At 32.2% G+C, this 24,906-nt stretch carries 25 protein-coding genes and 1 pseudogene; 23 read left to right on the top strand and 3 right to left on the bottom strand.

All coding sequences use genetic code 11. From position 1 onward, the window contains the following. Position 1: 1 nt before the first annotated feature. From AC5SMR_RS06425 to AC5SMR_RS06405, 5 genes are read left to right on the top strand one after another with little or no spacing between them, the layout of a single operon-like run. Positions 2-1,498 (top strand): FAD-linked oxidase C-terminal domain-containing protein, encoded by a 1,497-nt coding sequence (locus AC5SMR_RS06425; protein WP_494576764.1) that lies wholly within the window; start codon positions 2-4, stop codon positions 1,496-1,498. Further along, the gene (locus AC5SMR_RS06420) at positions 1,464-2,732 is read left to right on the top strand and encodes an FAD-binding protein (RefSeq protein WP_494576762.1); all 1,269 of its coding nucleotides are present in this window, start codon (positions 1,464-1,466) and stop codon (positions 2,730-2,732) included. Before AC5SMR_RS06425 ends, AC5SMR_RS06420 begins: the two co-directional genes overlap by 35 nt. After that, positions 2,732-4,027: a glycolate oxidase subunit GlcF gene (gene glcF / locus AC5SMR_RS06415; protein WP_494576760.1), complete on the top strand. Its 1,296-nt coding sequence runs from the start codon at positions 2,732-2,734 to the stop codon at positions 4,025-4,027. Before AC5SMR_RS06420 ends, glcF begins: the two co-directional genes overlap by 1 nt. A 2-nt stretch (positions 4,028-4,029) precedes the next feature. After that, on the top strand, positions 4,030-4,983 hold the full coding sequence (locus tag AC5SMR_RS06410; protein ID WP_494576758.1) for a 2-hydroxyacid dehydrogenase: 954 nt from the start codon (positions 4,030-4,032) through the stop codon (positions 4,981-4,983). A gap of 20 nt (positions 4,984-5,003) precedes the next feature. Continuing rightward, on the top strand, positions 5,004-6,212 hold the full coding sequence (locus AC5SMR_RS06405; protein ID WP_494576756.1) for an MFS transporter: 1,209 nt from the start codon (positions 5,004-5,006) through the stop codon (positions 6,210-6,212). Between the two features lie 2 nt (positions 6,213-6,214). Here the strand turns inward: AC5SMR_RS06405 and AC5SMR_RS06400 are convergent, their stop codons facing one another. Beyond that, positions 6,215-7,297, bottom strand: a complete 1,083-nt coding sequence (locus tag AC5SMR_RS06400; RefSeq protein WP_494576754.1) for a GAF domain-containing protein — start codon at positions 7,295-7,297, stop codon at positions 6,215-6,217. A 161-nt stretch (positions 7,298-7,458) separates the two neighbouring features. Between AC5SMR_RS06400 and AC5SMR_RS06395 the strand changes: the two genes are divergently transcribed. The 15 genes and pseudogenes from AC5SMR_RS06395 to AC5SMR_RS06325 all read left to right on the top strand — a co-directional run bounded on the left by AC5SMR_RS06395 (position 7,459) and on the right by AC5SMR_RS06325 (position 20,353). Continuing rightward, a complete protein-coding gene (locus AC5SMR_RS06395) occupies positions 7,459-8,520 on the top strand; it encodes an NAD(P)-dependent alcohol dehydrogenase (RefSeq protein ID WP_168606990.1) in 1,062 nt (353 codons plus the stop codon). A gap of 21 nt (positions 8,521-8,541) precedes the next feature. Further along, on the top strand, positions 8,542-10,077 hold the full coding sequence (locus AC5SMR_RS06390) for a type 2 periplasmic-binding domain-containing protein (protein ID WP_168606991.1): 1,536 nt from the start codon (positions 8,542-8,544) through the stop codon (positions 10,075-10,077). Positions 10,078-10,140: 63 nt separating this feature from the next. Further along, a complete protein-coding gene (locus AC5SMR_RS06385; RefSeq protein ID WP_168606992.1) occupies positions 10,141-11,001 on the top strand; it encodes a carbohydrate ABC transporter permease in 861 nt (286 codons plus the stop codon). A 2-nt stretch (positions 11,002-11,003) separates the two neighbouring features. After that, on the top strand, positions 11,004-11,852 hold the full coding sequence (locus tag AC5SMR_RS06380) for a carbohydrate ABC transporter permease (RefSeq protein ID WP_168606993.1): 849 nt from the start codon (positions 11,004-11,006) through the stop codon (positions 11,850-11,852). Beyond that, complete coding sequence (locus AC5SMR_RS06375; RefSeq protein ID WP_494576750.1) at positions 11,852-12,931, top strand: ABC transporter ATP-binding protein; 1,080 nt, start codon at positions 11,852-11,854, stop codon at positions 12,929-12,931. The genes AC5SMR_RS06380 and AC5SMR_RS06375 overlap by 1 nt, the downstream gene beginning before the upstream one ends. Next, complete coding sequence (locus AC5SMR_RS06370) at positions 12,924-13,997, top strand: ABC transporter ATP-binding protein (protein ID WP_494576748.1); 1,074 nt, start codon at positions 12,924-12,926, stop codon at positions 13,995-13,997. The genes AC5SMR_RS06375 and AC5SMR_RS06370 overlap by 8 nt, the downstream gene beginning before the upstream one ends. Positions 13,998-14,124: 127 nt before the next feature. Continuing rightward, positions 14,125-15,282, top strand: a complete 1,158-nt coding sequence (locus tag AC5SMR_RS06365; RefSeq protein WP_494576746.1) for a TRAP transporter substrate-binding protein — start codon at positions 14,125-14,127, stop codon at positions 15,280-15,282. Between the two features lie 90 nt (positions 15,283-15,372). Next, on the top strand, positions 15,373-15,957 hold the full coding sequence (locus AC5SMR_RS06360) for a TRAP transporter small permease subunit (protein ID WP_494577407.1): 585 nt from the start codon (positions 15,373-15,375) through the stop codon (positions 15,955-15,957). Next, complete coding sequence (locus AC5SMR_RS06355; protein WP_494576745.1) at positions 15,947-17,308, top strand: TRAP transporter large permease; 1,362 nt, start codon at positions 15,947-15,949, stop codon at positions 17,306-17,308. The genes AC5SMR_RS06360 and AC5SMR_RS06355 overlap by 11 nt, the downstream gene beginning before the upstream one ends. 10 nt (positions 17,309-17,318) lie before the next feature. Further along, a complete protein-coding gene (locus tag AC5SMR_RS06350; protein ID WP_006997647.1) occupies positions 17,319-18,656 on the top strand; it encodes an amidase in 1,338 nt (445 codons plus the stop codon). Continuing rightward, positions 18,646-18,825: a hypothetical protein gene (locus AC5SMR_RS06345; protein ID WP_020168902.1), complete on the top strand. Its 180-nt coding sequence runs from the start codon at positions 18,646-18,648 to the stop codon at positions 18,823-18,825. Before AC5SMR_RS06350 ends, AC5SMR_RS06345 begins: the two co-directional genes overlap by 11 nt. Before the next feature lie 12 nt (positions 18,826-18,837). After that, complete coding sequence (locus tag AC5SMR_RS06340) at positions 18,838-18,966, top strand: hypothetical protein (protein WP_494576742.1); 129 nt, start codon at positions 18,838-18,840, stop codon at positions 18,964-18,966. A gap of 12 nt (positions 18,967-18,978) precedes the next feature. After that, positions 18,979-19,254: pseudogene (locus tag AC5SMR_RS06335) on the top strand (EamA family transporter); the annotation flags it as partial. Further along, positions 19,246-19,731 (top strand): DMT family transporter, encoded by a 486-nt coding sequence (locus AC5SMR_RS06330; RefSeq protein WP_494577406.1) that lies wholly within the window; start codon positions 19,246-19,248, stop codon positions 19,729-19,731. The pseudogene AC5SMR_RS06335 and the gene AC5SMR_RS06330, both read left to right, overlap by 9 nt. A 58-nt stretch (positions 19,732-19,789) precedes the next feature. After that, entirely contained in the window at positions 19,790-20,353 is a 564-nt protein-coding gene (locus AC5SMR_RS06325) for a hypothetical protein (RefSeq protein WP_006997650.1), read from the top strand. Here the strand turns inward: AC5SMR_RS06325 and ftsY are convergent. Together ftsY and dapF are read right to left on the bottom strand one after the other, a co-directional pair. Continuing rightward, positions 20,346-21,263, bottom strand: a complete 918-nt coding sequence (gene ftsY / locus AC5SMR_RS06320) for a signal recognition particle-docking protein FtsY (protein ID WP_494576740.1) — start codon at positions 21,261-21,263, stop codon at positions 20,346-20,348. The two genes, AC5SMR_RS06325 and ftsY, sit on opposite strands and share 8 nt — an antisense overlap. Beyond that, positions 21,263-22,087 carry a diaminopimelate epimerase gene (gene dapF, locus AC5SMR_RS06315; protein WP_494576738.1) on the bottom strand — a complete coding sequence of 275 codons (825 nt, stop codon included), beginning with the start codon at positions 22,085-22,087 and terminating at the stop codon, positions 21,263-21,265. Before dapF ends, ftsY begins: the two co-directional genes overlap by 1 nt. 159 nt (positions 22,088-22,246) lie before the next feature. On the opposite strand from dapF, the gene ffh reads away from it, so the two are divergent. Genes ffh through trmD form a run of 3 tightly spaced genes read left to right on the top strand, consistent with a single transcriptional unit; the run spans position 22,247 to position 24,896 of the window. Continuing rightward, positions 22,247-23,605 (top strand): signal recognition particle protein, encoded by a 1,359-nt coding sequence (ffh, locus tag AC5SMR_RS06310; protein WP_018413628.1) that lies wholly within the window; start codon positions 22,247-22,249, stop codon positions 23,603-23,605. Between the two features lie 14 nt (positions 23,606-23,619). Next, entirely contained in the window at positions 23,620-24,201 is a 582-nt protein-coding gene (rpsP, locus tag AC5SMR_RS06305) for a 30S ribosomal protein S16 (RefSeq protein WP_018413627.1), read from the top strand. 8 nt (positions 24,202-24,209) lie between these two features. Continuing rightward, a complete protein-coding gene (gene trmD, locus AC5SMR_RS06300; protein WP_271580142.1) occupies positions 24,210-24,896 on the top strand; it encodes a tRNA (guanosine(37)-N1)-methyltransferase TrmD in 687 nt (228 codons plus the stop codon). The last annotated feature ends 10 nt before the right edge of the window (positions 24,897-24,906 follow it).

The raw sequence follows: 24,906 nt of genomic DNA, 5'->3' as shown, positions 1-24,906 counted from the left end.
AATGAGTGAATTAGTTCTGCCAAAGATTGACAAAGCAACGATTAATAAAAAAGAATACATTTTTAAAAATCTTGCAAAAATTATCAATCCAGAAAATGTTTTAAGTCATGCGGATGAAATTAAACCATATGAAACTGATGCATTAGCAGCCTACACGCAAACACCATTGGCTGTTGTGATGCCAGAAAATACTGAAGAAGTAAGTAACATTTTAAAGTTTTGTCACAAAGAAAATATTAAAGTTGTGCCAAGAGGTGCTGGCACTGGCCTTTCAGGTGGTGCACTACCTTTAAATGATGCAATTTTATTAAGTCTTGGGAAATTTAATAAAATTATAGAAATTGATTTTGAAAATAAATGTGTAATAACCCAACCAGGTGTAACAAATCTAGGAATTACTCATGCTGTCCAACATAAAAATTTTTACTATGCACCAGATCCATCAAGTCAGCTGGCATGCTCAATAGGAGGCAATGTTGCTGAAAATTCTGGAGGCGTCCATTCTCTAAAATATGGAACAACAACTAATAATATTTTAGGTGTTGAAATGGTAATGATGGATGGAACAGTTTGTAGAGTTGGTGGAAAAACTCTTGATCAAGAAGGGTATGATCTAATGGGATTAATTTGTGGTTCAGAAGGATTATTAGGAGTGATTACTGAAGTCACAGTAAAAATTTTAAAAAATCCTCAAGTCGTTAAAGCAGCGCTAATAGGCTTTCCAACAATTGAAGAAGGTGGAAACGCAGCATCAGAAATAATTTCAAGTGGAATTGTTCCAGCAGGTATGGAAATAATGGATAAAGCTTTGATAGAGGCAACAGATAATTTTAGTAAAGCAGGATATCCAAGAGATGCAGAACTTTTATTGATTGTAGAATTAGATGGAACCGAATCTGAGGTAGATGAATTATTAAAACAAGTCAGAAGTATTTGTGAAAAAAATAATTGCTCAAGTTTAAAATTGAGTAAAAATGAAAAAGAAAGACTATCATTTTGGGCAGGTAGAAAAGCAGCATTTCCAGCATGTGGAGCTATGGCACCAGATTATTATTGTATGGACGGATCCATACCAAGAGGAAAACTTGCGGAAGCTTTACTTGAAATAAAAAGACTTTCTGAAAAATATGAGTTGCCAGTAGCAAATTGTTTTCATGCAGGAGATGGAAATTTACACCCATTAATAATGTTTGATGGAAGTGATAAAGAGCAATTAAGAAAAACAGAAGAATTTGGAGCTGAAATACTAAAGACGTGTGTGAGATTAGGTGGAGTGATCACTGGAGAGCATGGAGTTGGAGTTGAGAAAAGAGAACTAATGTGTGAGATGTTTAATAATACAGATATTCAACAACAATTAGATATTAAAAAATCGCTAGATGAAAAAAACTTACTAAATCCTGGAAAAGTTTATCCAATATTAAGAAAATGTGCAGAGGAAGGAAGGGTACATGTCCATAGAAATGAAGAAAAATTCCCAGATCTTCCAAGATTCTAATAATACTTATTATCCAGAAGATGAACTTCAAGTTTCAAATATAGTTCAAGAGCTTTATAAAAAAAACCAACCAACAGAAATAATTGGTACAGGATCAAAAAATTTTATTGGTAATAGAATACAATCTGCGAAAAAATTATCTCTTTCTAAGGTATCAGGAATAGTCGAATATTTACCTGAAGAACTCTACATTAAGGTTAAAGCCAACACTCCATTAGAGATAGTTGAAAAGGAGTTAGAAAAAAATAATCAAGAACTTGCTTTTGAGCCTATTGATTTTGGATTTATTGAAAATGGAAAATCAAACAAGGGCACTATAGCAGGTCATTTAGCTTGTAATTTTGCTGGCTCTAGAAGATTTAAAGTTGGAAGTATAAGAGATCATATTTTAGGATTTAGAGGTGTGAATGGTAAAGGAGATATAATTAAATCAGGTGGCACAGTTGTAAAAAACGTTACGGGTTACGATTTATCAAAGCTAGTTACAGGGTCTTTTGGAACTTTAGTTGCTTTAACAGAAATAACTTTAAAAGTTTTACCAAAGAAAAAATCATCTAATACAATTACAATTCACACTGATGATAAAAAATTAATTAAAGATTTATTCGAGAAGATATCTAGTTCAAGCAGTGAAGTCTCTGGTGCTGTTTATATTCCTGATGAACCCAAAGATGAAAGTTATGACCAAAATAAAGAAATGGTTTTTAAGTTTAATGATCTAAAATACAAAGGTTCATTTTTAGCGTTAAGAATAGAGGGAGATAAAATTGCAATAGATGAAAAAATAAAAGCTCTAACAATTGAGCTTGAGCTTAGTAAGCTGAACACAACAGTTTTAGATGTTCATCAATCAACACCATTTTGGAAAAAAATAAATAACCTTGAATTATTCAAACAAACAAAAAATAATCTTTTAAGAGTAGTAGTGCCCCCTTCAAAAGGCCCTAAGTTGATACAATTTCTAGGCAATAAGTATAAATATTATATTGACTGGTGTGGCTCATTATATTGGATAGAGGTTCAATCTAAGAAGAACTCTAAGGTTAGTGATATTAAAAAATTAACTAAGGAATTAGGTGGTTATTTAACTATTATAAAGACATCGGATGAATATGATTACGAAGAAACAATTTTTACAGTAGATGATACAAGACTTTTAATATCAGAAAAGATCAAAAAAAGTTTTGACCCTAAAAGAATTTTTAATCCTGGAAAAATGTATAGAGGAATTTAATGCAAACAAATTTTACAGAAAAACAATTAAAAGACAGTGATAACGCTGCAACAGAAAAAATTTTTAAAAAGTGCGTTCATTGTGGTTTTTGTAATGCAACTTGTCCAACTCATCAAATATTTGGTGATGAATTAGATGGACCACGGGGAAGAATTTATTTGATTAAAGACATGTTGGAAAATCAAAAAAAGCCAACAGCAAAGACAGTAAAGCACATAGATAGATGTTTATCTTGCTACAGCTGTATGACCACTTGTCCTGCTGGAGTAAATTATATGCACATCATTGATCATGGTAAAAAATATATTGAAAAAAACTATGAAAGATCTTTTTTTGATAGAACAATTAGAAACTTTTTATCAGTAGTATTACCGAATACTGGATACTTTAGATTAGCAAGTTATATGGTTAAATTAGCTAAACCCTTTCAGTTTTTAATGCCAACAAAAATAAAAGATATGATCAGCTTGATGCCAACAAGTTTTCCTAAAAAAACTATAAAACAAAAAGAAGTTTATTCTGTAAGTGCTAAAAATAAAATCGCAAGAGTTGCTCTTTTAACTGGCTGTGTTCAAAAAGAAATTTCTCCTCAGATTAATGAGGCAACCATTAGACTTTTAAACAGACATGGAGTTGAAGTGGTTGTGCCTAAAAAGATTAGATGTTGTGGATCATTAAATCATCATTTAGGAAAAGAAGATGATGCCCACCAAGATTTTAGAAATAATATTAATACTTGGTATGATGAACATCAAAAAGGTAATTTAGATGCTATTTTATCTAACACTTCTGGCTGTGGAACCACCATGAAAGATTATGGTTTCATTTTTAAAGATGATGAAGAAATGAAAAAGAAAGCAAAAGTGATTTCTGATTTAACAAAAGACGTTTCTGAATATTTAGATACCAATTTAAAATTAAACTTTAAAACAAAAGAAAAGAAATATAAAATTGCTTATCATTCTGCATGTTCAATGCAACATGGACAAAAAGTACACAGTCAACCCATGTCATTACTTTCAAAAACAAATAATGAAATTATGGAAATTCCAGAAGGACACATCTGTTGTGGGTCTGCTGGAACTTATAATATTTTGCAAACTGAAATTGCCAAAGAACTATTAAGTAAAAAAGTAAAAAATATTGAAAGTTTGAAACCAGATTTTATATCAACTGGAAATATAGGTTGTATTACCCAAATTTCTAATGGAACCAAAACTCCAATTTTACATACCATTGAGATATTAGATTGGTATACTGGTGGTCCAAAACCAAAAATATTACAAAAGAATTAACTATGAAAAAAATTATAATTACACGAAGATTGTTAAAAGAATCTGAGGAAAAAGCTTCTAAAACATTTGATGCAAAGCTCAATGGTAATGATGAGCTATATTCTCAGTCAAAACTTATTGAATTAAGTGAAGGCCATGATGCAATCTTAACTTCTTTAACTGATAAGATGGATGAAGATACTATAAGCAAACTACCAGACAGTATTAAGGTAATTTCTAATTTTGCAGTTGGATTTGGAAACATTGATTTAGAAGCAGCTAAAAAAAGAGGAATAGCAGTAACAAATACGCCAGAAGTTTTATCGGATGCTACAGCAGAGATTGGAATTTTATTAATTCTTGGAGCATGTAGAAGAGTTCCAGAAGGTATTCAATCTGCAAAAGAAAGTAACTGGAAATGGTCAGCAGATTATTTGATAGGAAAACAGTTAACAGGTTCAAGACTTGGAATCTTAGGTATGGGAAGAATAGGACAAAAGATTGCAAAAATAGCAAAATCTCTAGGTATGATTATTCATTATCACAACAGATCAAAACTAAGTGGTGAAAAAGAACAGGGCGCTATATATCACGACAGTATCAAAAGTCTTTTTGGAGTTTCGGATGTATTGTCTATTTGTTGTCCTGCAACAAAAGAAACAGAAAATTTAATTAATAAAGAAACATTAGAATATTTTCCAACAGGTGCTGTTATAACAAATGTAGCTCGTGGAGATATTGTTGATGATGAATCTTTAATTGATGCACTAAATAGAAGAAAAATTTATGCAGCAGGTCTTGATGTTTACAAAGGGGAACCAAATTTAAACCCAGGTTATTTAAAAATTAAAAGTGTTTTTATTTTACCTCACCTTGGAAGCGCTACTAAGCACACAAGAATTGCTATGGCCAATCTAGCTATAGACAATATTGATGAGTTTTTTAAAACAGGAAATTGCAAAAATAAAGTAAATTAATTTCTTTATAATTTTAGATTATGAATAAAGTTATTTTACCAAAACAAAAAGCAATTAGTATATTTTTAGTATTTGCCCTTGGTTATTATATCTCTAATTTATTAAGAGCAATTACAGCAACTATTTCGCCCAATCTTGTATCTGAATTTAATCTATCAGCTGGTGAGTTAGGACTTTTGGGTGGTGGATATTTTTTAGGTTTTGCTTCTGTTCAAATTCCACTTGGCTATCTATTAGACAATAAAGGCCCAAAAAAAATAGTTTCATACTTTTTATTAATTGCAATTGTAGGAATAATTTCATTTTCTTTGTCACAAAATTTTACTTCTCTTTTAATTTCAAGAATTTTAATTGGAATAGGAGTTGGAGCATGTTTGATGGGACCGTTAACTGCTTATAGAGTTTGGTTTCAAGACGAGACTCAACAAAGAGCAAATTCGTGGATGTTAATGACTGGTGCAATAGGAATGTTATCCTCTAGTTTGCCAGTACAATTTTTTTTACCAATAATAGGATGGAGGTCAATATTTGGAATTTTAGCAATTCTAACTTTTTTTAGCATCGTTTTAATTCTTATTTTTATTCCCAATTGGGACAAAGAAAATATAGATAATGAGAAAGGCTCCTTAAAAGAAGTATGGCAGAATGAATTTTTTAAAAGTTTAGTGCCAATGGGTTTCTTTAATTACGGTGGTTTATTTGCTATCCAAACTTTATGGGCAGGACCATGGATGGTTAAGGTGTCTGGATATACTCCAGAAGAAAGTGCAAACGGTTTGTTTATTATTTATCTTTCCTTACTTTTTTCTTTTTTAACTTGGGGGTATTTTGTACCAAGATTTTCTAAAAATGTTTCTGATGCAATAAGGTTATTAAAATTTGGTGCACCATTAAACTTAATGGTATTAGCCTTCATAATTTATCTAGGTCCAAAAGCAGGAGCATTTCATTGGGCATTTTTCGCAGTAAGTTCAGTATTTTTATCATTAAGTCAGCCTGCTGTTGGGATGGCTTTTTCACTTTCAAATGCTGGAAAAGCACTGACTTCTTTTAATTTACTTCTTTTTATTGGGGCATTTGCACTTCAATGGATTATTGGTATCATTATTGATATCACAATGAATTTTGGCTTTTCAGAAATTTCAGGTTTTAGATTTGCAATGATATTTTTTTTATTAACCTCTTTATTTTCTTACCTATTTTTCTTAATAAAAAATTTAAAGAATTAATTCTATTGTAAGTGTTTGTAAATTGTAGTTCGCGAAACACCAAGTCTTCGAGAAACTGCACTAATATTTCCGTTTTCTAAAAAAGTAGATTTAATTAAAATACATCTATCTTCTTTAAATTTTGATCCCTTACATTTTTTACATGCATAATTTTTTATTTTTATTTCTTTAGATATTTTTTTCTTAAAATTTTGACTTTTTATTACAAAAACAGATGAGCCTAAATGATCAGAAATTTTCATTATTTTATTTTGTAAAAGTTCATTTGCTATTGAAGAAAATGAAGTTGTAAAAATATTATTAAAATTTTCATTCTTTAATGTTACGAGTCCATGCAACATTATTCTTGCATTAGAATTTGAGCCAACAACAAATCCGTCACCATTAATTGCAAGTAGACCAACACTATTGGTACTTAAGTATTCTTGACGTGGATGGAATGATAAAATTAATTCATTATTAAATTGATTTAAAAATAATTTTGTTTCAATGCTTTTTGTAGCAAGCTTAACTAGTGCCAAGGTATGCTGTTCTCTTGAATGCACATCAGTAGAGGCATCTATTATACCAATAGTTTTTCCCTCATGATTTAGTATTGGACTTGCAAAACAAGATAACTTTCCATGTGACTCAAAAAAATGTTCCTTACCTGAAACTATGGAATCTTTATTCAGAGTAACAACTTGTCCCAATCCATTTGTACCTCCAATTTCTTCTCTCCAAATTGAACCTGGTATTACAATTTTTCCAACATCAGTTCTAAGGCAGGTTTTATCATAAATAGTATCCATAACTGATCCAGTGTTGTCAGAATATGCTACCATAAAATTTGTCCCTGCTATTTGTGAATATAGAAGTTCAAGTTCAGGGTTTACTAGTCTTCTAATATATTCATTTTTTTCTTTAAGCTCTTCAAGCTCTTTAGAAGTAAGAATTGTTCTCTTTGGGTTTTTAAGTGGATCTAGTCCAGTTGAAATACATCTCTTCCAGCTATCAGATATATCTTTATCAATCAGAGAAGGTAAAAAGCCTCTTCTCTTAGTTAGGTCAGAGAATTTTTTTTCAACAGAAACTAAATTTGACATATCTTATTTTACGAGTTTATTAAAAATGAACAACCAACCAGGAGTTGTATTTTGTTAACTTTATGAACACTTTTTTGCGCAGTTGACTCTCTGTTGACCTCAATATTGGATAGGGTTTGTTATTAAAAAATATTAACAAACTAAAAAAATAGAGAGAAATTATGAAGGCACAGGTTTTACATAAGTACAATCCAAAAATGGATGAAAAAGTTTGGGTTACAGAACAAGAAATGCCAGATCCAAAATTAGAAAAATCATCAGATGTTATTGTTAAAATTGGTGCTGCGGGAGTTTGTAGAACTGATTTACACATTATCGAAGGTGTTTGGGAACATATCCAAGATCCTAAAGGAGATTTATTACCTATGGTTATGGGTCATGAAAATGCAGGTTGGGTTGAAGAAGTAGGCAAGGATGTTGTTGGATTTAAAAAAGGTGATCCAGTAATTTTGCACCCAATCATTTCTGGAACAGATGGAACTTGTTTAAGTTGTCGTAGAGGCTTAGATCAGCATGCTGAAGAAGGTGCTTTTCCAGGACTAAACATTAAAGAAGGTGGTTATGCAGAATTACTTAAAACAAGTGTTCGTAATTTAATCAAATTGCCCACAATATTAGCACCAAAAGATGTGGCACCATTTTCTGATGCAGGACTTACCGCTTATAGAGTTGTTAAAAAAGCTACTAGACATTTATTACCAGGTCAGACTTGTGTAATTATTGGAGCGGGTGGACTGGGTCATATAGCAATTCAATGTTTAAAAGCAATGTGTGCTGCAAATATTATTATCGTTGAAAAATCTGCTCAAGCCTTAAAACATGCAATGGATTTAGGTGGTGATGAAGGAGTTTTAATTGATGGAAATGAAGTTGAAAGAGTTCTAGAGCTTACCAAAGGTAAAGGTGGTGAAGCTGTAATCGATTTTGTTGGTGAAAAAGGATCCACTGCAATGGGTATTAAAATGACAGCAGGAAGTGGATATTATTATATCGTAGGTTATGGTGAAGAAATCAGAGTTCTAGCTGTTGATGTAATTATTTCAGAAAAAACAATTGTTGGAAATTTAGTGGGAACGTGGTCTGAGTTATATGAGCTGATGGAGTTAGCTAACAAAGGGTTAGTTACACTTTCTATGCAAGAATATAAATTAGGTGATGCTAATAAAGCGCTTCATGATCTTAACGAGGGTAAAGTTAAGGGAAGAGCCGTTTTAGTTCCATAATAATAAATAAAGGAGAGAGTAATGAAAATAATAAAAACTTGCCTAAGCGCTATGATATCAGGAATTTTGATATTTAGTCCAGCTTATGCAGATAAGTGGAGTGATCAATTTCCACATATCAAAGCAACAGGAGATATTTCTGGTGACTGTTCTTATGAAGAGATTTCAAAAAAGAACTACAAAGGAAAAACTCTAAAAATAAATACGCATGCCGTTCCAGTAATCGGACAGCCTACAGCTCTTCATGCTGAACAGTTTGCAAAACTAACGGGCGCAACAGTTGATGTAACACATACACCTGCAGGTGATTTGTACGCAAAAGCTATGGTTCCTTTTAAAGCTGGTCAAGCTCCATACGATATCGTATTTGGTTTTTCTAACTTTATAAATGACTGGAGACAGTATTTAGCACCAGTTCCAAAAAAATACATGAACACAAAAGAGATGAAAGACGTTACAAAATCTCATGTGGGTGTTTCTTCTTGGGATGGAACTATGTACCAATATCCAGTTGATGGAGACAGACATTATCTAAAATACAGAAAAGACGTAATAGATAATCCTGAAATGCAAAAAAAATATAAAGATGCTACTGGGAAAGAGTTAAAAGTTCCTACGACTTGGAAAGAGTATGGCGAAATGGCTAAATTCTTTAACGGTTGGGACTGGGATGGAGATGGAGAAAAAGAATACGGTTCAGCTGAAGTTATGAAAAAAGACGACTTAATGTTCGCGGCTTTTTTCAGTAGATCAGTAGCGTATGCTAAAAATCCTAGAACTCCAGGTGGTTTCTTTTTTGATTTAGAAACTATGAAACCAAATGTTAATAATCCAGGGTTTGTTGAAGCTTTAACTGATTGGGTAGAAGCTACTAAGTATGTTCCTCCAGGAGGAATTAACTTTGGACTAGGTGATGAAATTGGATCATTTGGTGGTGGACAAACTCTATTTAGTTTTTCATGGGATGATGCTTTTATTGCAGCGATGCAAGATGATAGTCCTATTAAAAATAAAGTAGGTACAGCTCCTCTTCCAGGTGCAGATAAAGTTTGGAATAGAGTATCTGGAAAATGGGATAACAAATATAACCAAGCACCGTACATTGTATGGGGTTGGGCAGTAGGTGTTGCTAAGAAAAGTAAAGTGCAAGAGATGGCGTTTGATTATCTTTGTTTCTTTTCTAATGGAGCAAACCACCAAGCTGACTTAGCTATTGGTAACTTTGGTGTTAATCCATTTAAAAACTCTGATTTCGATCCAAATCTTTATATAGATACAATGGGTTGGGATGCAGACATTGCAAAATCATACACTAAGACACTTAAAGATATGGAAAAAAGTAAAAATAGAGTTTTCCCTTTAAGAGTTCGTGGTGTGTTTGAATTCACTAGTGCAGTTGCAACTGGAACTTCTAAGGCTTTAGCTGGTCAGCTATCTCCTCAAGAAGCTTTAGATGAAGTTGCTAAAGAGTGGGAAGCAATTGTCAAAAGAGTTGGTAAATCAGCAGTACAAGAAGACTATGCTGTTGGTGTCAAAATGGAAGACAACAAGTTATAAAAATAACTTTATGTGGCCACTTTTAATTGGTGGCCACATACATTATATTCAAAATCCAATTACATGAACTTTAAACATAAATACGTTTTTTTATTCCCAGGTTTATTTGTTCTTATAGGTATCTTAATTTTCCCAATAATATTTGTAGTTCGTTTAAGTCTATCAGGCTGGAATAGTTATAATGGTTTAAACTTTATAGGTCTTGAAAATTACATAAGATTATTTACTGATGATCCACGGTTTTGGGAATCATTTTTTAGATTGAGTTTTTTATCAGTTACAACTGTTGTTCTTCAATATGTAATTGGCTTTGCACTGGCTCATATGGTTTGGAAAGAAATTAAATTTCAAAGATTTTTTAGAGTTTTGTTTTTAATTCCTATGATGACTACCCCAGTTATTATGACTGTTATTTGGAGAACTTTTTTTCATGAGTCTCTTGGCCCAGTAAATGATATTTTAGGGAATTTTGGTTTTTCACCAAAATGGCTTACAGATCCTACCTTAGCTAAATTCACAGTTATTATTGTTGAGGTTTGGCAGTGGACACCATTTATGTTTTTATTATTACTAGCAGGTCTTTTATCACTTCCAAAAGAACCCTTTTTGGCAGCTGCAATTGATGGAGCTAGCCCAATTAGAAAATTTATTTATGTAACATTTCCATTAATGGCACCTATATCTATTGGTGCAATTATTATCAGATTGATTGAAGCCTCAAAGATAATGGATACGGTTTACGTATTAACCTCTGGTGGTCCAGGAACTTCAACTGAGACTTCAAGCTTTTATATTTTTATTAAGGGATTGAGAGAGTTTCAAATGGGCTATGCAGCTTCAATGTCATTCACATATTTAATAATAATGATCATAAGCTTAACTGTTATTGCAAAAGTATTAACTAAATTATTACTCAAAGATTAGATATGGGAAAATTATACACATTCTTAAAATATTTTTTTATAACAATTTGGACAGTATTTGTTGTGGCACCTTTTCTTTGGGCGCTTACAACTTCCTTCAAAGATTTTAATTCAGTTAATGGAGGTGTTACTTATATTCCATGGGTTGATTTTGAACCAAACTTAGAAGGTTGGAGGGTCTTAATTAAATCACCAGCACAAGGAGGGGTAGATATTGTTGAGCCTTATTTTAATAGTCTGTTTGTAACATGTACTGCTAGTTTAATAAGCATAATCCTTGGAACTTTATCTGCCTATGCACTTTCAAGATATACTTTTAAAGCAGGTCCCATAAAAAATAATGACATTACCTTCTTTTTTATATCTCAAAGAATTATGCCACCAATTGTTTTATCAATACCTTTCTTCTTATTTTTAGGAGCAGTCAATTTATTAGACAGTCTAATTGGGCTGATAGTTGTTTATATCGTTTTGTTAATGCCTATAGCAGTTTGGATTATGGTTGATTTCTTTAATAAGGTACCGAGAGAAATAGATGAAACGGCATTAATAGATGGATGTAATCCTTACCAAGCATTTTTTAAAGTTGTATTACCAAATTCAATACCAGGTTTAATTGTTGCTGGAATGTTTTGTATAATATTTGGATGGATCGATTTCTTCTTTGCATTTATTCTAACTTTTACCGAAGTACAATTATTACCAGTTAAAATAGTTGCCTTAAATTCTTCAATTACACCATGGTGGAGTTTATCCGCTTCTGCATTAGTTTCTGTTGCACCATTAATTGTAGTTGCATTTATTGTTGAAAGATATTTGTCAAAAGGAAATTTGTCTGGAGCAATTAAATAATGAATTTAGTTGGAGAAAATTTATCATACAAATTAACTGAAGAGCTACAGTTAAGAAAAATCTCTTTTAATTTTGAAAAGGGAAAATTATATACGATTTTAGGAAGAACACTTTCTGGGAAAACGACCTTATTAAAAACAATAGCTGGACTACTTATGCCAGATAGTGGAACAATTAAATTTGAAGGTAAGAATTTTTTAGAGATACCAGTATGGGAAAGAAATATTGCTATGGTTTATCAGCAATTCATTAACTACCCTCACTTAAATGTTTTTGAAAATATAGCCTTTCCATTAAAACAGAGAGGTTTAGATTCTCAAAAGATTAACGATGAAGTTTTTAATTCTTTAAAATTAGTAGGATTAGAAGGCTATGAAAAAAGAAAAATTCAAGAATTATCAGGTGGTCAACAACAAAGAGTTTCAGTTGCAAGATCACTGGTAAAAAATGCTAAAATTTTATTATTGGATGAGCCATTGGTTAATTTAGATTACAAGTTAAGAGAGCAGTTGCGTGAAGAGTTTAAAAACATATTCATTAATGGCCTATCAGAAGAGAGTATTGTAGTTTTTTCAACGACGGATCCTAGAGAAGCAATGGAACTTAATGGTGAAGTCATTGTTCTTGATGATGGTAGAGTACTCCAAGTGGGTGCTGCAAAAGAAATATTTGAAAACCCTAAAAATCTAAAGGTTGCAGCTATTTCAAATGACCCACCAATGAACATTTTAAAAGCTGACATAGATTCTAATAAAATAAAATTCGAAGATATTGAAATAGATATTCCACATCATCTATCTAAAATAAAAGATAAAAATTTTAATTTTGGTATAAGAGCATCAGATGTTGAATTAAATGATAATGGGTTTGAGTTTGAAGTAGAGCTTGCAGAAATTAGTGGTTCAGAAACTTTACTCCATCTTACTAGAGGAAATGCAAAAATTATAACCAGTATAGAAGAAGTTATGGATTTTAAAATCCACGATAAAGTTAAAATTAATTTTAGATCAAACAAAGCTTACGCATTTGATGAAACTGGAAATTTAGCTTCATCTCCATTTGGGGGCAGTAATGTCTAAAATTAATTTAAATAAGATATCTCATTCATATAATCCAAACGATGCTAACCCAACTTATGCACTAAACCCTTTTTCAATGACTTGGGAAGATGGAAAGAGATATGCAATTTTAGGTCCATCTGGATGCGGTAAAACAACAATGTTAAATATTGTATCAGGTCTAGTAAGGCCTTCATCTGGCAAAATATTATTTGACGACAAAGATGTTACAGATCTTAAAACTGAAAGTAGAAATATTGCTCAAGTTTTTCAATTTCCAGTGATCTACAATACTATGACAGTATATGATAATTTAGCTTTTCCACTTAGATGTAGAGATTTTTCTAAAGAAATAGTTCAGGAAAGAGTTAATTCTGTTGCAGAAACATTAAATTTAAAATCTTTCTTAAATTTGCCTGCTAGAAAACTTACTGCCGATCAAAAACAATTAATTTCTCTTGGTAGAGGACTTGTAAGAGAAGATGTGGCAGCAGTTTTAATGGATGAGCCATTAACAGTTATAGATCCTGATTTAAAATTTAAATTAAGAAGAAATCTTAAAGAAATAAATGAGCAATATAAAACAACTTTAGTTTATGTAACCCATGATCAAAATGAAGCGATGACTTTTGCAGATAATATAATAGTTATGAGTGAGGGTGAAGTGGTTCAAACAGGAACTCCCAAAGAATTGTTTGAAAGACCAAATACTACTTTTGTTGGATACTTTATAGGATCTCCTGCAATGAATTTATTTGAAACAGAAGTATCATCTAATAATAGTGTTAAAATTAATGATACTTTAATTAAAACAACAACAGATCTAACAAAGTTAAAAAATAAAAATGTTAAATTGGGAATAAGATCCGAATATATAAAATTAGCAGAAAAACAAAAAGACAATGTGTTATCTGCAAAGGTAGATAAAGTAGAAGATCTTGGAAATTATAAACTTCTAACGGCTAAAGCTGGAAATCTTACAATCAAATCTAAAATCAATAGAGAAACTGAAGTACCTTCAGACAGTATAAGCTTACATATTCCTGCTGAAAGATGTTGTGTATATGAAGATGAAAAATTAATTTAAATTTAGCATTATTTTTCTATCTCAGATTGTAAAATGACATTAAAGCGTCATTTTCTCCCTAGACTCCTAAGCTCAATTATAATTAAGTTCATATTGTTAATTAACAAATACTAATAGAGGAGAAATAATGATTAAAGATAAAAAATCTTTGAAGGCTACAACACCTTCAAGACGTAAGTTCTTTAAAGCAGCAGCAGTTACAGGTGCAGCAGCAGCAACAGCTGTAGCAATGCCTAATATTGCAACTGCAGACGGACACGTTACATTAAAAATGCAAGCTGCTTGGCCTTCAGGCGCAAACATCTTTTTTGAAATGGCGCAAGACTACTGTAACATGGTTAGCGATATGTCAGGTGGATCACTTAAAATTGATCTTCAGCCTGTAAACGCAATTGTTAAAACTTCAGAAATCGGAGCGGCGGTAAGCGATGGAATCGTTGATATGGGTCACTGGGTGACTGCATATTGGTACGGTAAAAACGCTGCAGCTTCACTTTTTGGAACTGGTCCTTCATACGGAATGTCATCTCAAGAAGTTATGGGATGGATGGAGTATGGTGGAGGAAGAAAACTATATGAAGAAGCAGTAGCTAGTGTTGGATTTAACTACACAGGTTTCTTTCATATGCCTATGCCAGCACAACCTTTTGGTTGGTTCAAAAAGAACGTAACTAAAGTATCTGATGTTAAAGGTATGAAGTATAGAACAGTTGGTCTAGCGACTAACGTTTTAACTGCTATGGGAATGGTCGTAAGACAATTACCAGGTGGTGAGATTCAACCAGCAATGAAAACTGGTTTGATTGATGCTGCTGAGTTTAACAACCCAACATCAGACTCACAGTTTGGAATGCAAGATGTCTCTAAACACTATCACTTAGGAAGTTTCCACCAATCTCAAGAGATGTTTGAAATTCCTATGAACACGAAGAGACTGAACAGCCTTTCACCTGCTCATCAAGCTATCTTAAAAAACGCTGCTTATGCTGCGAATACAGATAACTACTTCAAAGCGCTTGTTAGATATTCTGACAGTTTAGCTGATTTGATGAACACACATAAGGTTAACGTTTACCAAACGTCTGATGCCATTTTAGCTGAACAGTTAAAAGGTTGGGATAAAATTGTTGGAGAATTCTCTGCAAAAGATGCATTCTTCAAGAAGGTAATCGACTCTCAAAAAGCATATGCTAAGAAAGTAATGAAGTACTTGCTGATGAATCAGCCTAATTACAAACTAGCTTATGAAAATGAGTTTGGTCCAATTGGAAAAGTTAAAATCTAATTAACTTTTTAATATTTTAAAAAGGGGGTCTCGGCCCCCTTTTTTATAGTACAGTTTTTAACAAAATTAGAGTATCCTATTTAAACCATGATGAGAGCCTACATAAAATTTGCTGACACATTAAGTACCTCAATAGGCAAGGCTTTCTCTTGGTGTATTGTTATTTTAATGGGTGGAACTTGTTACGAAGTTATGATGGCATACGTATTTAATAAGCCAACACTTTGGAATTTTGACTTTAGTATGCAGATGTATGGTGCAATATTGATGATGTCAGGTGCTTATTGTTTAGCGACAGAATCTCATGTTAGAGGTGATGTAATTTACAGATTATTTAAACCAAGAACACAAGGCTATATTGATTTAGTACTTTATTTTATTTTCTTTTTTCCTGGCGTCGTGGCTTTAGCATTTTATGGTTATGAATATGCAGCACTTGCTTGGAAGATAAAAGAGACTAGTTGGAGTAGCCCAGCCCAAATTAATATTTATATGGTAAAATCTCTGATACCAGCTGCAGGAGTATTTTTGGTTATTCAGGGAATTGCTGAAGTGTTTAGAGCAATTATTTGTATTAAAACTGGACATTGGCCAGCAAGAATGGTTGTTGCAGAAGAAACAGAACAAATCTTAATGAGAACAGCACAAGACGAGGATCAAAAAGATGTTATTTAGTCTAACAAACCCAGAAGTTGCCATCTTAATGATGGGGCTATTTTTATTTGCAGTGCTATTAGGTTTTCCAATTGCCTTCACTTTAATGGCAATGGGAATAGGTTTTGGATATTATGCTTATTACGATCCTGCTTTAATGGATCACATATTTGATAATAGGATATTTTCATTATTTGTAAAAAATACATACACCGTTATGGATAATAACGTGCTCACCGCCGTCCCACTATTTTTATTTATGGGATATTTAGTTGAAAGAGCCGGAATTGTATCAAAATTATTTTTTGCAATAAGACTTGCGGCTCATAGATTGCCAGCTTCAATGGCAGTAGCTGCTCTAATAACGTGTACTTTATTTTCAACAGCAACTGGAATCATTGGTGCTGTTGTAACTTTAATGGGTCTACTTGCTTGGCCTGCGATGGTTAAAGCAGGATATGATAAAAAATTTGCTTCAGGAGTAATTTGTGCGGGTGGATGTTTGGGTATTTTAATACCACCTAGTATTATGTTAATTGTTTATTCAGTAATTGCTCAGCTATCTCCTTTGAGATTATTTGCTGCAGCAATTTTTCCAGGACTTTTACTTGCAGGACTATATATAACTTATGCAGTGGGTAGAGCTTGGCTCCAACCATCAATTGCACCTAAGCCAAGAGCAGAAGATATTCCGCCAAGAGCTGAAATTTTAAAAGAAGTATTGGTTTCTTTTGTTCCTCTTTTTGGATTAATTATGTTAGTGCTTGGAACAATCTTAGCAGGTATTGCAACGCCAGCAGAGGCAGCAGCAGCAGGAGCGTTTGGTGCTATATTGTTATCTTGGTTTTACAAAACACTTAAGTGGCAAAGTTTTAAAGAATCTGTTTTTCTAACAGCAAAAACTACAGCAATGATCATGTGGTTGTTTATTGGTTCTTGGACTTTTTCTTCTGTATTTTCTTATCTAGGAGGTCATGAAATTTTTGAACATTTTTTTACATCAATTGAAATATCAACTTGGCAATTTTTAATTATTACTCAAGTAATAATTTTTCTTTTAGGATGGCCATTAGAATGGACTGAAATTTTAATTATATTTGTTCCAATATTTTTACCCTTACTTGAGGTGTTTGATGTTAATCCATATTTCTTTGCAATGTTAATCGCTCTAAATTTACAAACATCATTTTTAACACCTCCTATGGCCATGTCCGCTTATTACTTAAAGGGCGTTCAAAAGAAAAATGTTGAATTGATGGAAATATTTGCCGGAATTATGCCTTTCTTAGGAATAGTAATATTTGCTATGTTTCTTATGTATATGTTTCCAGGTATTGCTTTGTGGCTACCAGAAACGTTATTTGCAAACTAAATAATTTAAAATGTTAAATATATTTACTCTAACAACTAATAAATTAGTTGAGCACTTAAAATCGGGTCAGATTTCTTCAGTAGAGGTTTGTAATCAATATATTGAGAGAATTGAAAAATTTGAAAAAGATGTAAAAGCGTGGGAATATTTTGATAAAAAAAAGCTTTTAGAAAAAGCTGCTGAAGCAGATGAGTATAGAAAATCAGGAAAACCTCTTGGGTCTTTGCACGGTCTACCAATAGCAGTTAAAGATATAATAGGTACTTTTGAAATGCCTACTGAATGTGGTTCTCCTGTCAGAAAAAAAATGCCAAGCTCACAAGATTCTGAAGTTGTTAATCTACTTAAGATTGAGGGAGCAATAGTAATGGGAAAGACTGTAACCACTGAACTTGCATATTTTCACCCAGGCAAAACTACTAACCCACATGATAATTCAAGAACACCTGGAGGATCATCAAGTGGCTCTGCGGCTGTTATAGCAGCACATATGGCACCATTATCAATTGGATCACAAACTAACGGCTCAATTATTAGACCTGCTTCTTACTGTGGAGTTGTTGGTTATAAGCCCTCTTATGGGTTAATTTCACGAAGTGGAGTGATGAGACAATCTGATAAATTAGATCACATCGGAGTATTTGGAAAAACGGTAGAAGATGTTGCCCTATTTGCAAAATCACTAATAAAAAAAGATTTATACGATCCATCAACTATTCATTATGCGGCAGATGAAATGTTAACTGTTTGTAAAAAAGGACCACTTTATGAGCCAAAATTTATTTTTTATAAAACTAAAAATTGGAAAAATATTGATAAAGAATCTCAAAAATCTTTTGAGTTCTTTATAAAAACTTTTAAAAAAAATATTGAAGTATTCGATACCCCTTCTTATTTTGATGATATTCCAAAATACCATAAAATAATTCATGAAACAGATATGGCAAATAATTTTCAAGGTTATTATAAAAAATCAAAAAAACATCTTTCTAAAGAAATGGTCAGTGCAATTGAAAGAGGACTAAAATACTCAGCCAAAGAATATGCTGAAGCGATAGATTTTATGAAGAGAAGTTATGAGTCTTATAAAGAGGTTTTTGAAGATTACCATGGGGTGTTAACTCCATCATCAGCAGGGGTTGCACCTAAGGGTCTCAAGAGCACTGGTAGCCCCGAATTTTGTACTATTTGGACTTATATGGGTCTACCATCTATTTCATTACCTTTACTTGTTGGAGAAAATAATTTACCATTAGGTATACAGTTAATTGGAGACAAGCTAGATGATTTAAGATTTCTAGGTGTAGCCAACTGGCTGGAAAAAAATTGTAAAAAATATGCTAAATAAAATAACAACTCTATTAGGATCAGGTCTTGCAACATTATTTCTTATAGGTCTTGCAACAACTTTAACTAGATCTTCAATGATAGGATTTTGGGATATATTGCCAGTGTTTATTTTAATGGCAGTAGCAATTTTTATGATGTTCTACGAAGCTTTTTTCGATAAGAATTAAATCTTCCTTTAAGTGAATAATTCTAAAAATAGCTATTTACCTTTCTTATTATTATTTATTCAACCAATTTTTATGGCTAGCAACTTAATCGTTGCAAGAGGTGGGGTTGAGTATGTTCCTCCAATATCTTTAGCTTTTTAGAGATGGACTGCAGTTTTTTTAATATTACTACCATTTACATACAGTTCTTTAAAAAAAAATTTTAAGTTTGTAAAACAAGAATATAAAAGAATATTTTTCATTGGATCGATGGGTTGTGGAGTTTGTGGAGCTTTTCCATTTTTAGCTGGTCAAACAACAACCGTTACCAACATGGGAATTATATATTCCTCTTCTCCAATTTTTATAATCATAATCTTAAGTTTATTTTTTAAGGAAAAAATAAATCTTCTTAGAATTATTGGACTAGTTTCATGTTTAATAGGTGTTTTTGCCATTATTATTAAAGGTGATTTATCTTTATTAATTAGTCTTAAATTCACAATTGGCGACCTCTGGATGCTAGCTTCTGCAATAGGTTGGGCTCTTTATTCTATCTATCTATTTTATTGGAAAACTAATCTAAAAATTTTTGATAGATTCACTTTGATTGCATTTTTTGGAGTGGTTAGCTTGCTCCCATTTTATCTAATCGAAGAGGCTTTTTTTGTAAGAACTGTATTTAATTCTGATTTTTTTATGTGGGTTTTATTTGCAGCTATTTCACCAGGAATTATAGCTTTTACCTTGTACACAATGGCGCAAAAAAAACTTGGGGCATCTATAACTGGTTTTACTTTTTACATTTTTACAGTTTATAGTGCCATTTATGGAGTTTTATTCTTCAATGAGCAGCTCGAGTATTATCATTACATAGGAACAGCTCTTGTTTTTGGCGGGGTATATATAGTTAAGAGAAAAGTTTAAATAAATTAAGCCACAATCTAAACAAATAATTTACAAATTTCATATTTATACAATAAGTATGAAAAAAATTGTTAGGACTTTATTCATTATAATCTTTGTAGCTAATTTTACTTATGCGGATGAAAAAGATTATTCTGCAGATAATTTTTTTCATATAGGTCAGATGAATTCACATGATGAAAATTTTAGTCTTTATTTTAAAACTAGAGAAAAACCTATTTTAGCACGAGGTGAAGAATCTAATTATATAACTGATTTTCCTCAGGATCTTTATATCTATAACTATAAAACAAAAACTTCACTTCCTCTAATTTCATACGAGTGGTTTCCTTCAAAGGCTAAATTTTTTTTAGAAGAGTATGATTTTCCAGTGTTCCCAGAGGATTTTGCTTATTATTTATTAAAAGATAATAATACACTAGTTATGATTAGTGCTATTAAAAATATTAATAAAAATTTTCAATTCGATATTACTAATAAAAAGTTAAATCAATATCCTTCTAGTGGAAAATTTGAATTTATAATTTCATCGATCGCAAAAAACTGTGGTCACTCACAATTAAAAGAAAATTATAAATGTAATTATTATAAACCTTTAATCTCGAATAATTTAATCAATTAATTTGAGTAAATGCTTCTGCAAATTTTTCTGCATTAAAAATTTGTAAATCATCTTCTTTTTCACCAAGTCCAAGAGCGATTATTGGAAGTTTATATTTTTTAGCAAGGGCTAATAAAATTCCTCCTTTTGCAGTACCATCTAATTTTGTCATTATCAAACCAGTAAGAGGTATAATTTTGTTAAACTCTTCAACTTGACTGATAACATTTTGGCCAGAGGTTGCGTCAAGTACTAGGATTACATCGTGAGGAGCATCTGGATCTATTTTTTTTGTTACATGGGCAATTTTTTTGTATTCTTCCATTAAATTTTTTTTATTTTGTAATCTCCCTGCCGTATCGATCAAAACATGGTTAAAATCGTTCTTTAATGCCTCTTCTATTGCCTTGTAGGCAACTGATGCTGGATCAGATCCTTGAGTAGATTTTGTAATTTGCACATCAATTTTAATAGCCCAACTTTCTAATTGTTCTATAGCAGCTGCTCTAAACGTATCACAGGCAGAAAACATAACTTTGTTACCATTAGATTTTAAAATTTTACCAACTTTTCCAATAGTTGTTGTTTTTCCAACCCCGTTAACTCCAGATACTAGGACTGCATTAAGTTTTTCTTTTTTATTAAAAAAATTCTCATTTTCCAAAGGTTTCATTAAAGTAACTATATAGTTTCTAAGAATCAAGTTTACCTCATGCATAATATCTTTTTTGGGGTTAATTGTTTCTTGAGCAATAATTTTTTTAATTTCTTCAGCTGCAACAAGACCAACATCTGATTGAATCAAATATTCTTCAATTTGATCTAATGTTTTGTCATCTATTTCTTTTTTTACAATTATATCTCTTAAACCAGATGTAAATGCAGAAGCACTTTTCTTAAAACCAATTTTAAATTTATCAAAAATTCCCATTATAACTTAATGTTGATATTTTTAATATCAGACACAGGTCCTTTCATATGAATGCTATTTCTTTCATCAATAGAAATTGTTAAATTACCTAATGCAAACTCTATATCTGTAGTTTTTTCTACCAGATTATTAATGTTAGCTGCAACAGCTGTTGCACAAGCTGCCGTCCCACAAGCCTTGGTAAGTCCAGCTCCTCTTTCCCAAACTTTTACTTTTATTAAATTTCTATTTATAACTTTGGCCAGGGTCACATTACATTTTTCAGGAAATAGAGGATGATTTTCAATTTTCGGACCAATATTTTTTAAGTCAAATGCTTCAATATCATCTACAAAAAAAATTATGTGCGGATTGCCTACATTTATGGCTATTCCACCAATATGTTTGGTAGTATTTCTATCTATAATTTCAATTTTTAAGTCTTGAGTATCTAGCTGCTTACTTAATGGAATTTCTTGCCAATTAACTTTTGGTATTCCAATTTCAGTCTCGACTAAATTATTTCCTAAAATTTTTGATTTTAGTGAGCCAGAAGTTGTTAAGAGCGTTATTTCTTTTTTACCACTTTCTTTTGATAGAAGATCTGCCACACACCTAGTGCCATTTCCACAAGCACCAGATATGCTTCCATCTGAATTAAAAAATTCTACATTTGCATCTATTTCTTTATTTTTCTTAATTAGGATGAGTTGATCGCATCCAATAAAACTACGATCACATATCTTAATTATTTGATCTTTATCTAAATTAAAATCTTGGCTTCTTTGATCAATAATTACAAAATCATTGCCTAAACCATCCATTTTAAATGCTTTAATATCCATATACAGATATTTAACTTATTTATTGACTTTTTGAACCTCTATTATAGGTTGATTTCGTTTCCACAAAAACGTTAAATTTGTGGTGTCTTTGGAAACAAAGAGATCAACACTAGTCAGCGATATTCGCCCACTAGTGCGAAACTGCTGTGCGTAATAAATATGTTTGAAAACTTAACAAATAAATTCGAAGAAATTTTTTCTTCTTTAAAAAAAGCACCTTCACTTGACGAAAAGCAAGTAGATGAAGGTTTAAGGGCTATTAGGCAGGCCCTCTTAGAAGCTGATGTCTCTTTAGATGTAGCTAAAGATTTTATAACAAAAGTTAAACCTAAAGTATTAGGTCAAGAGATAATCAGATCAACTTCACCAGGAGATATGGTTGTTAAAATTGTTTATGATGAACTAGTAAGCCTTTTAGGCGAAAGCAATACAGATATTAATTTAAATGCAGTTCCACCAGTTCCAATGATGCTAGTTGGTCTTCAAGGTTCTGGTAAAACTACAACAACAGCAAAATTAGCCAAATACTTAGAAAAAAATAAAAAGAAAAAGATAATGATGGTTAGCCTTGATGTTTACAGGCCTGCTGCCCAAGAACAATTAAGGTCTCTAGGAGAACAAAATAATATTTTAACACTTCCTATAATTGAAGGACAATTACCAGCAGACATTTGTAGAAGAGCAGTTAGTGCTGCAAGCTTAAATGGAGCAGAAATTATATTGTTTGATACAGCTGGTAGAACTCAAATTGACCTTCAGATGATGAGCGAAATTAAACAAATAGAGAATATAATCAATCCAACTGAAACATTTTTAGTTGCAGATTCTTTAACAGGGCAAGTTGCTGCAGAAGTTGCAAAAGAATTTAAAAATACGGTAAACTTAACAGGTATTGTTTTAACTAGAGCCGATGGTGATGCAAGAGGTGGTGCAGCTCTTAGTATGAAATATGTTTCTCAAGTGCCAATTAAGTTTTTAGGGGTAGGAGAAAAAATAGAAAACTTAGAAGTTTTTCATCCAGACAGAATAGCAAATAGAATACTAGGAATGGGAGATATTGTTTCCCTTGTAGAAAAAGCAGCAGAAGATCTTGGTGAAGAAAATTTAAAAAAAGCTGAAGAAAATTTGAAAAAAGGACAATTTTCTATGGAGGACTATCTATCCCAATTAAGACAAATGAAAAAAATGGGTGGTATAGAGGGAATAATGTCATTTATGCCAGGTGTTTCAAAGATGAAGTCACAGATGGATGCTGCGGGAATTGATGAAAGTATTATTACTCAAAACGAAGCAATAATTTTGTCTATGACCAAAAAAGAAAGAGGGAATCCTAAAATCATAGATGGTTCTAGGAAAAAAAGAATTGCTAATGGCTCTGGAACAGATGCGGCCACTATCAATAAATTGCTTAAGCAATTTAAAATGATGTCTGAAATGATGAAGAAGATGTCAAAAGGAAACCTGAAGGGTATGTCTGATAAAGGAATACCTCCAGAGCTACTAAATCAACTTAAATAAAAAAAGGAAAAAAAATGATAAAAATAAGACTATCAAGAGGTGGAACAAAGAAAAGACCAGTATATAAAGTAGTTATAGCTGACAGTCGTCGTGCAAGAGATGGAAGATTTATTGAGAAGGTAGGATTCTTTAATCCACTTTTACCAAAAGATAAAAAAGAAAGAGTAGGACTAGAAGCAGAAAGAATTAAATATTGGTTAGGTCAAGGTGCTCAACCAACTACTAGAGTTGCAAGAATTTTAGGTGAAAATGGTATTATAGCAATGCCTGCAAACGGTAGTAATCCAAGTAAAGCTATTCCTAAAAAAGAAAGAAAAAAAGAAGGAGACGAAGCAGCACCAGCAGCAGCTCCTAAAGCAGAAGCAGCACCAGCAGCAGAAGCTCCAAAGGAAGAAGCTCCTAAAGCAGAAGCAGCACCAGCAGCAGAAGCTCCAAAGGAAGAAGCTCCTAAAGCAGAAGCAGCACCAGCAGCAGAAGCTCCAAAGGAAGAAGCTCCTAAAGCAGAAGCAGCACCAGCAGCAGAAGCTCCAAAGGAAGAAGCTCCTAAAGCAGAAGCAGCACCAGCAGCAGAAGCTCCAAAGGAAGAAGCTAAATAGTTGGATTCATGTGGCAAGCTCAGATATTCACACTCTATCCTGATTTTTTTCCTGGCCCTTTAAATAAAGGGCTATATGGAAAAGCTTTAACAAATAAAATTTGGGATTTAAAAGTTGTAAATTTTAGAGAGGCTGCTGAGGACAAACATAAAACAGTAGACGACACCCCTTTTGGAGGTGGATCTGGAATGTTGTTGAAAGCTGACATTTTAGCAAAATCTCTTGATGAAAATAAAAAAGAAGGAGAAAGAATTTTTTATTTATCACCAAAAGGAAAAAAGCTTGATCAGAAATTAGCACTAGAACTGTCTAAAGAAAAATCTATTAGTTTAATTTGTGGTCATTTTGAAGGTGTTGATGAAAGGTTGTTATCTACAAGGAATATAGAGGAACTTAGCATAGGAGATTTTATTTTATCAGGAGGTGAAACAGCAGCATTTGTTGTACTAGATAGTGTTCTAAGATTGCTTCCAGGTGTCTTGGGAAATGAACAATCAAAGACTGATGAGAGTTTTGAGAACGGACTTTTGGAGTATCCTCAATACACAAAACCTCAAATTTGGGAGGAAAAAAGCGTTCCAGAAGTGCTATTATCAGGAGATCACAACAAAATTAAAGACTGGCGTTTATCACAATCAGAGGCTATAACACGCGTCCGAAGACCAGATTTATGGGAAAAATATAAGAAAAATTAATTTGATAAAT

It is taken from the genome of Candidatus Pelagibacter sp. PS_28 (genome assembly GCF_059417885.1).
Note: the sequence above shows the minus strand (reverse complement) of the source record. Positions and strands in the feature narration are given on the sequence as shown.

Excerpts from the sequence above, each read along its gene's own strand:
- AC5SMR_RS06425 (WP_494576764.1), top strand. The coding sequence starts at position 2 with ATGAGTGAATTAGTTCTGCCAAAGATTGACAAAGCAACGATTAATAAA.
- AC5SMR_RS06420 (WP_494576762.1), top strand. The coding sequence starts at position 1,464 with ATGAAGAAAAATTCCCAGATCTTCCAAGATTCTAATAATACTTATTAT.
- glcF (WP_494576760.1), top strand. The coding sequence starts at position 2,732 with ATGCAAACAAATTTTACAGAAAAACAATTAAAAGACAGTGATAACGCT.
- AC5SMR_RS06410 (WP_494576758.1), top strand. The coding sequence starts at position 4,030 with ATGAAAAAAATTATAATTACACGAAGATTGTTAAAAGAATCTGAGGAA.
- AC5SMR_RS06405 (WP_494576756.1), top strand. The coding sequence starts at position 5,004 with ATGAATAAAGTTATTTTACCAAAACAAAAAGCAATTAGTATATTTTTA.
- AC5SMR_RS06400 (WP_494576754.1), bottom strand. The coding sequence starts at position 7,297 with ATGTCAAATTTAGTTTCTGTTGAAAAAAAATTCTCTGACCTAACTAAG.
- AC5SMR_RS06395 (WP_168606990.1), top strand. The coding sequence starts at position 7,459 with ATGAAGGCACAGGTTTTACATAAGTACAATCCAAAAATGGATGAAAAA.
- AC5SMR_RS06390 (WP_168606991.1), top strand. The coding sequence starts at position 8,542 with ATGAAAATAATAAAAACTTGCCTAAGCGCTATGATATCAGGAATTTTG.
- AC5SMR_RS06385 (WP_168606992.1), top strand. The coding sequence starts at position 10,141 with ATGAACTTTAAACATAAATACGTTTTTTTATTCCCAGGTTTATTTGTT.
- AC5SMR_RS06380 (WP_168606993.1), top strand. The coding sequence starts at position 11,004 with ATGGGAAAATTATACACATTCTTAAAATATTTTTTTATAACAATTTGG.
- AC5SMR_RS06375 (WP_494576750.1), top strand. The coding sequence starts at position 11,852 with ATGAATTTAGTTGGAGAAAATTTATCATACAAATTAACTGAAGAGCTA.
- AC5SMR_RS06370 (WP_494576748.1), top strand. The coding sequence starts at position 12,924 with ATGTCTAAAATTAATTTAAATAAGATATCTCATTCATATAATCCAAAC.
- AC5SMR_RS06365 (WP_494576746.1), top strand. The coding sequence starts at position 14,125 with ATGATTAAAGATAAAAAATCTTTGAAGGCTACAACACCTTCAAGACGT.
- AC5SMR_RS06360 (WP_494577407.1), top strand. The coding sequence starts at position 15,373 with ATGAGAGCCTACATAAAATTTGCTGACACATTAAGTACCTCAATAGGC.
- AC5SMR_RS06355 (WP_494576745.1), top strand. The coding sequence starts at position 15,947 with ATGTTATTTAGTCTAACAAACCCAGAAGTTGCCATCTTAATGATGGGG.
- AC5SMR_RS06350 (WP_006997647.1), top strand. The coding sequence starts at position 17,319 with ATGTTAAATATATTTACTCTAACAACTAATAAATTAGTTGAGCACTTA.
- AC5SMR_RS06345 (WP_020168902.1), top strand. The coding sequence starts at position 18,646 with ATGCTAAATAAAATAACAACTCTATTAGGATCAGGTCTTGCAACATTA.
- AC5SMR_RS06325 (WP_006997650.1), top strand. The coding sequence starts at position 19,790 with ATGAAAAAAATTGTTAGGACTTTATTCATTATAATCTTTGTAGCTAAT.
- ftsY (WP_494576740.1), bottom strand. The coding sequence starts at position 21,263 with ATGGGAATTTTTGATAAATTTAAAATTGGTTTTAAGAAAAGTGCTTCT.
- dapF (WP_494576738.1), bottom strand. The coding sequence starts at position 22,087 with ATGGATATTAAAGCATTTAAAATGGATGGTTTAGGCAATGATTTTGTA.
- ffh (WP_018413628.1), top strand. The coding sequence starts at position 22,247 with ATGTTTGAAAACTTAACAAATAAATTCGAAGAAATTTTTTCTTCTTTA.
- rpsP (WP_018413627.1), top strand. The coding sequence starts at position 23,620 with ATGATAAAAATAAGACTATCAAGAGGTGGAACAAAGAAAAGACCAGTA.
- trmD (WP_271580142.1), top strand. The coding sequence starts at position 24,210 with ATGTGGCAAGCTCAGATATTCACACTCTATCCTGATTTTTTTCCTGGC.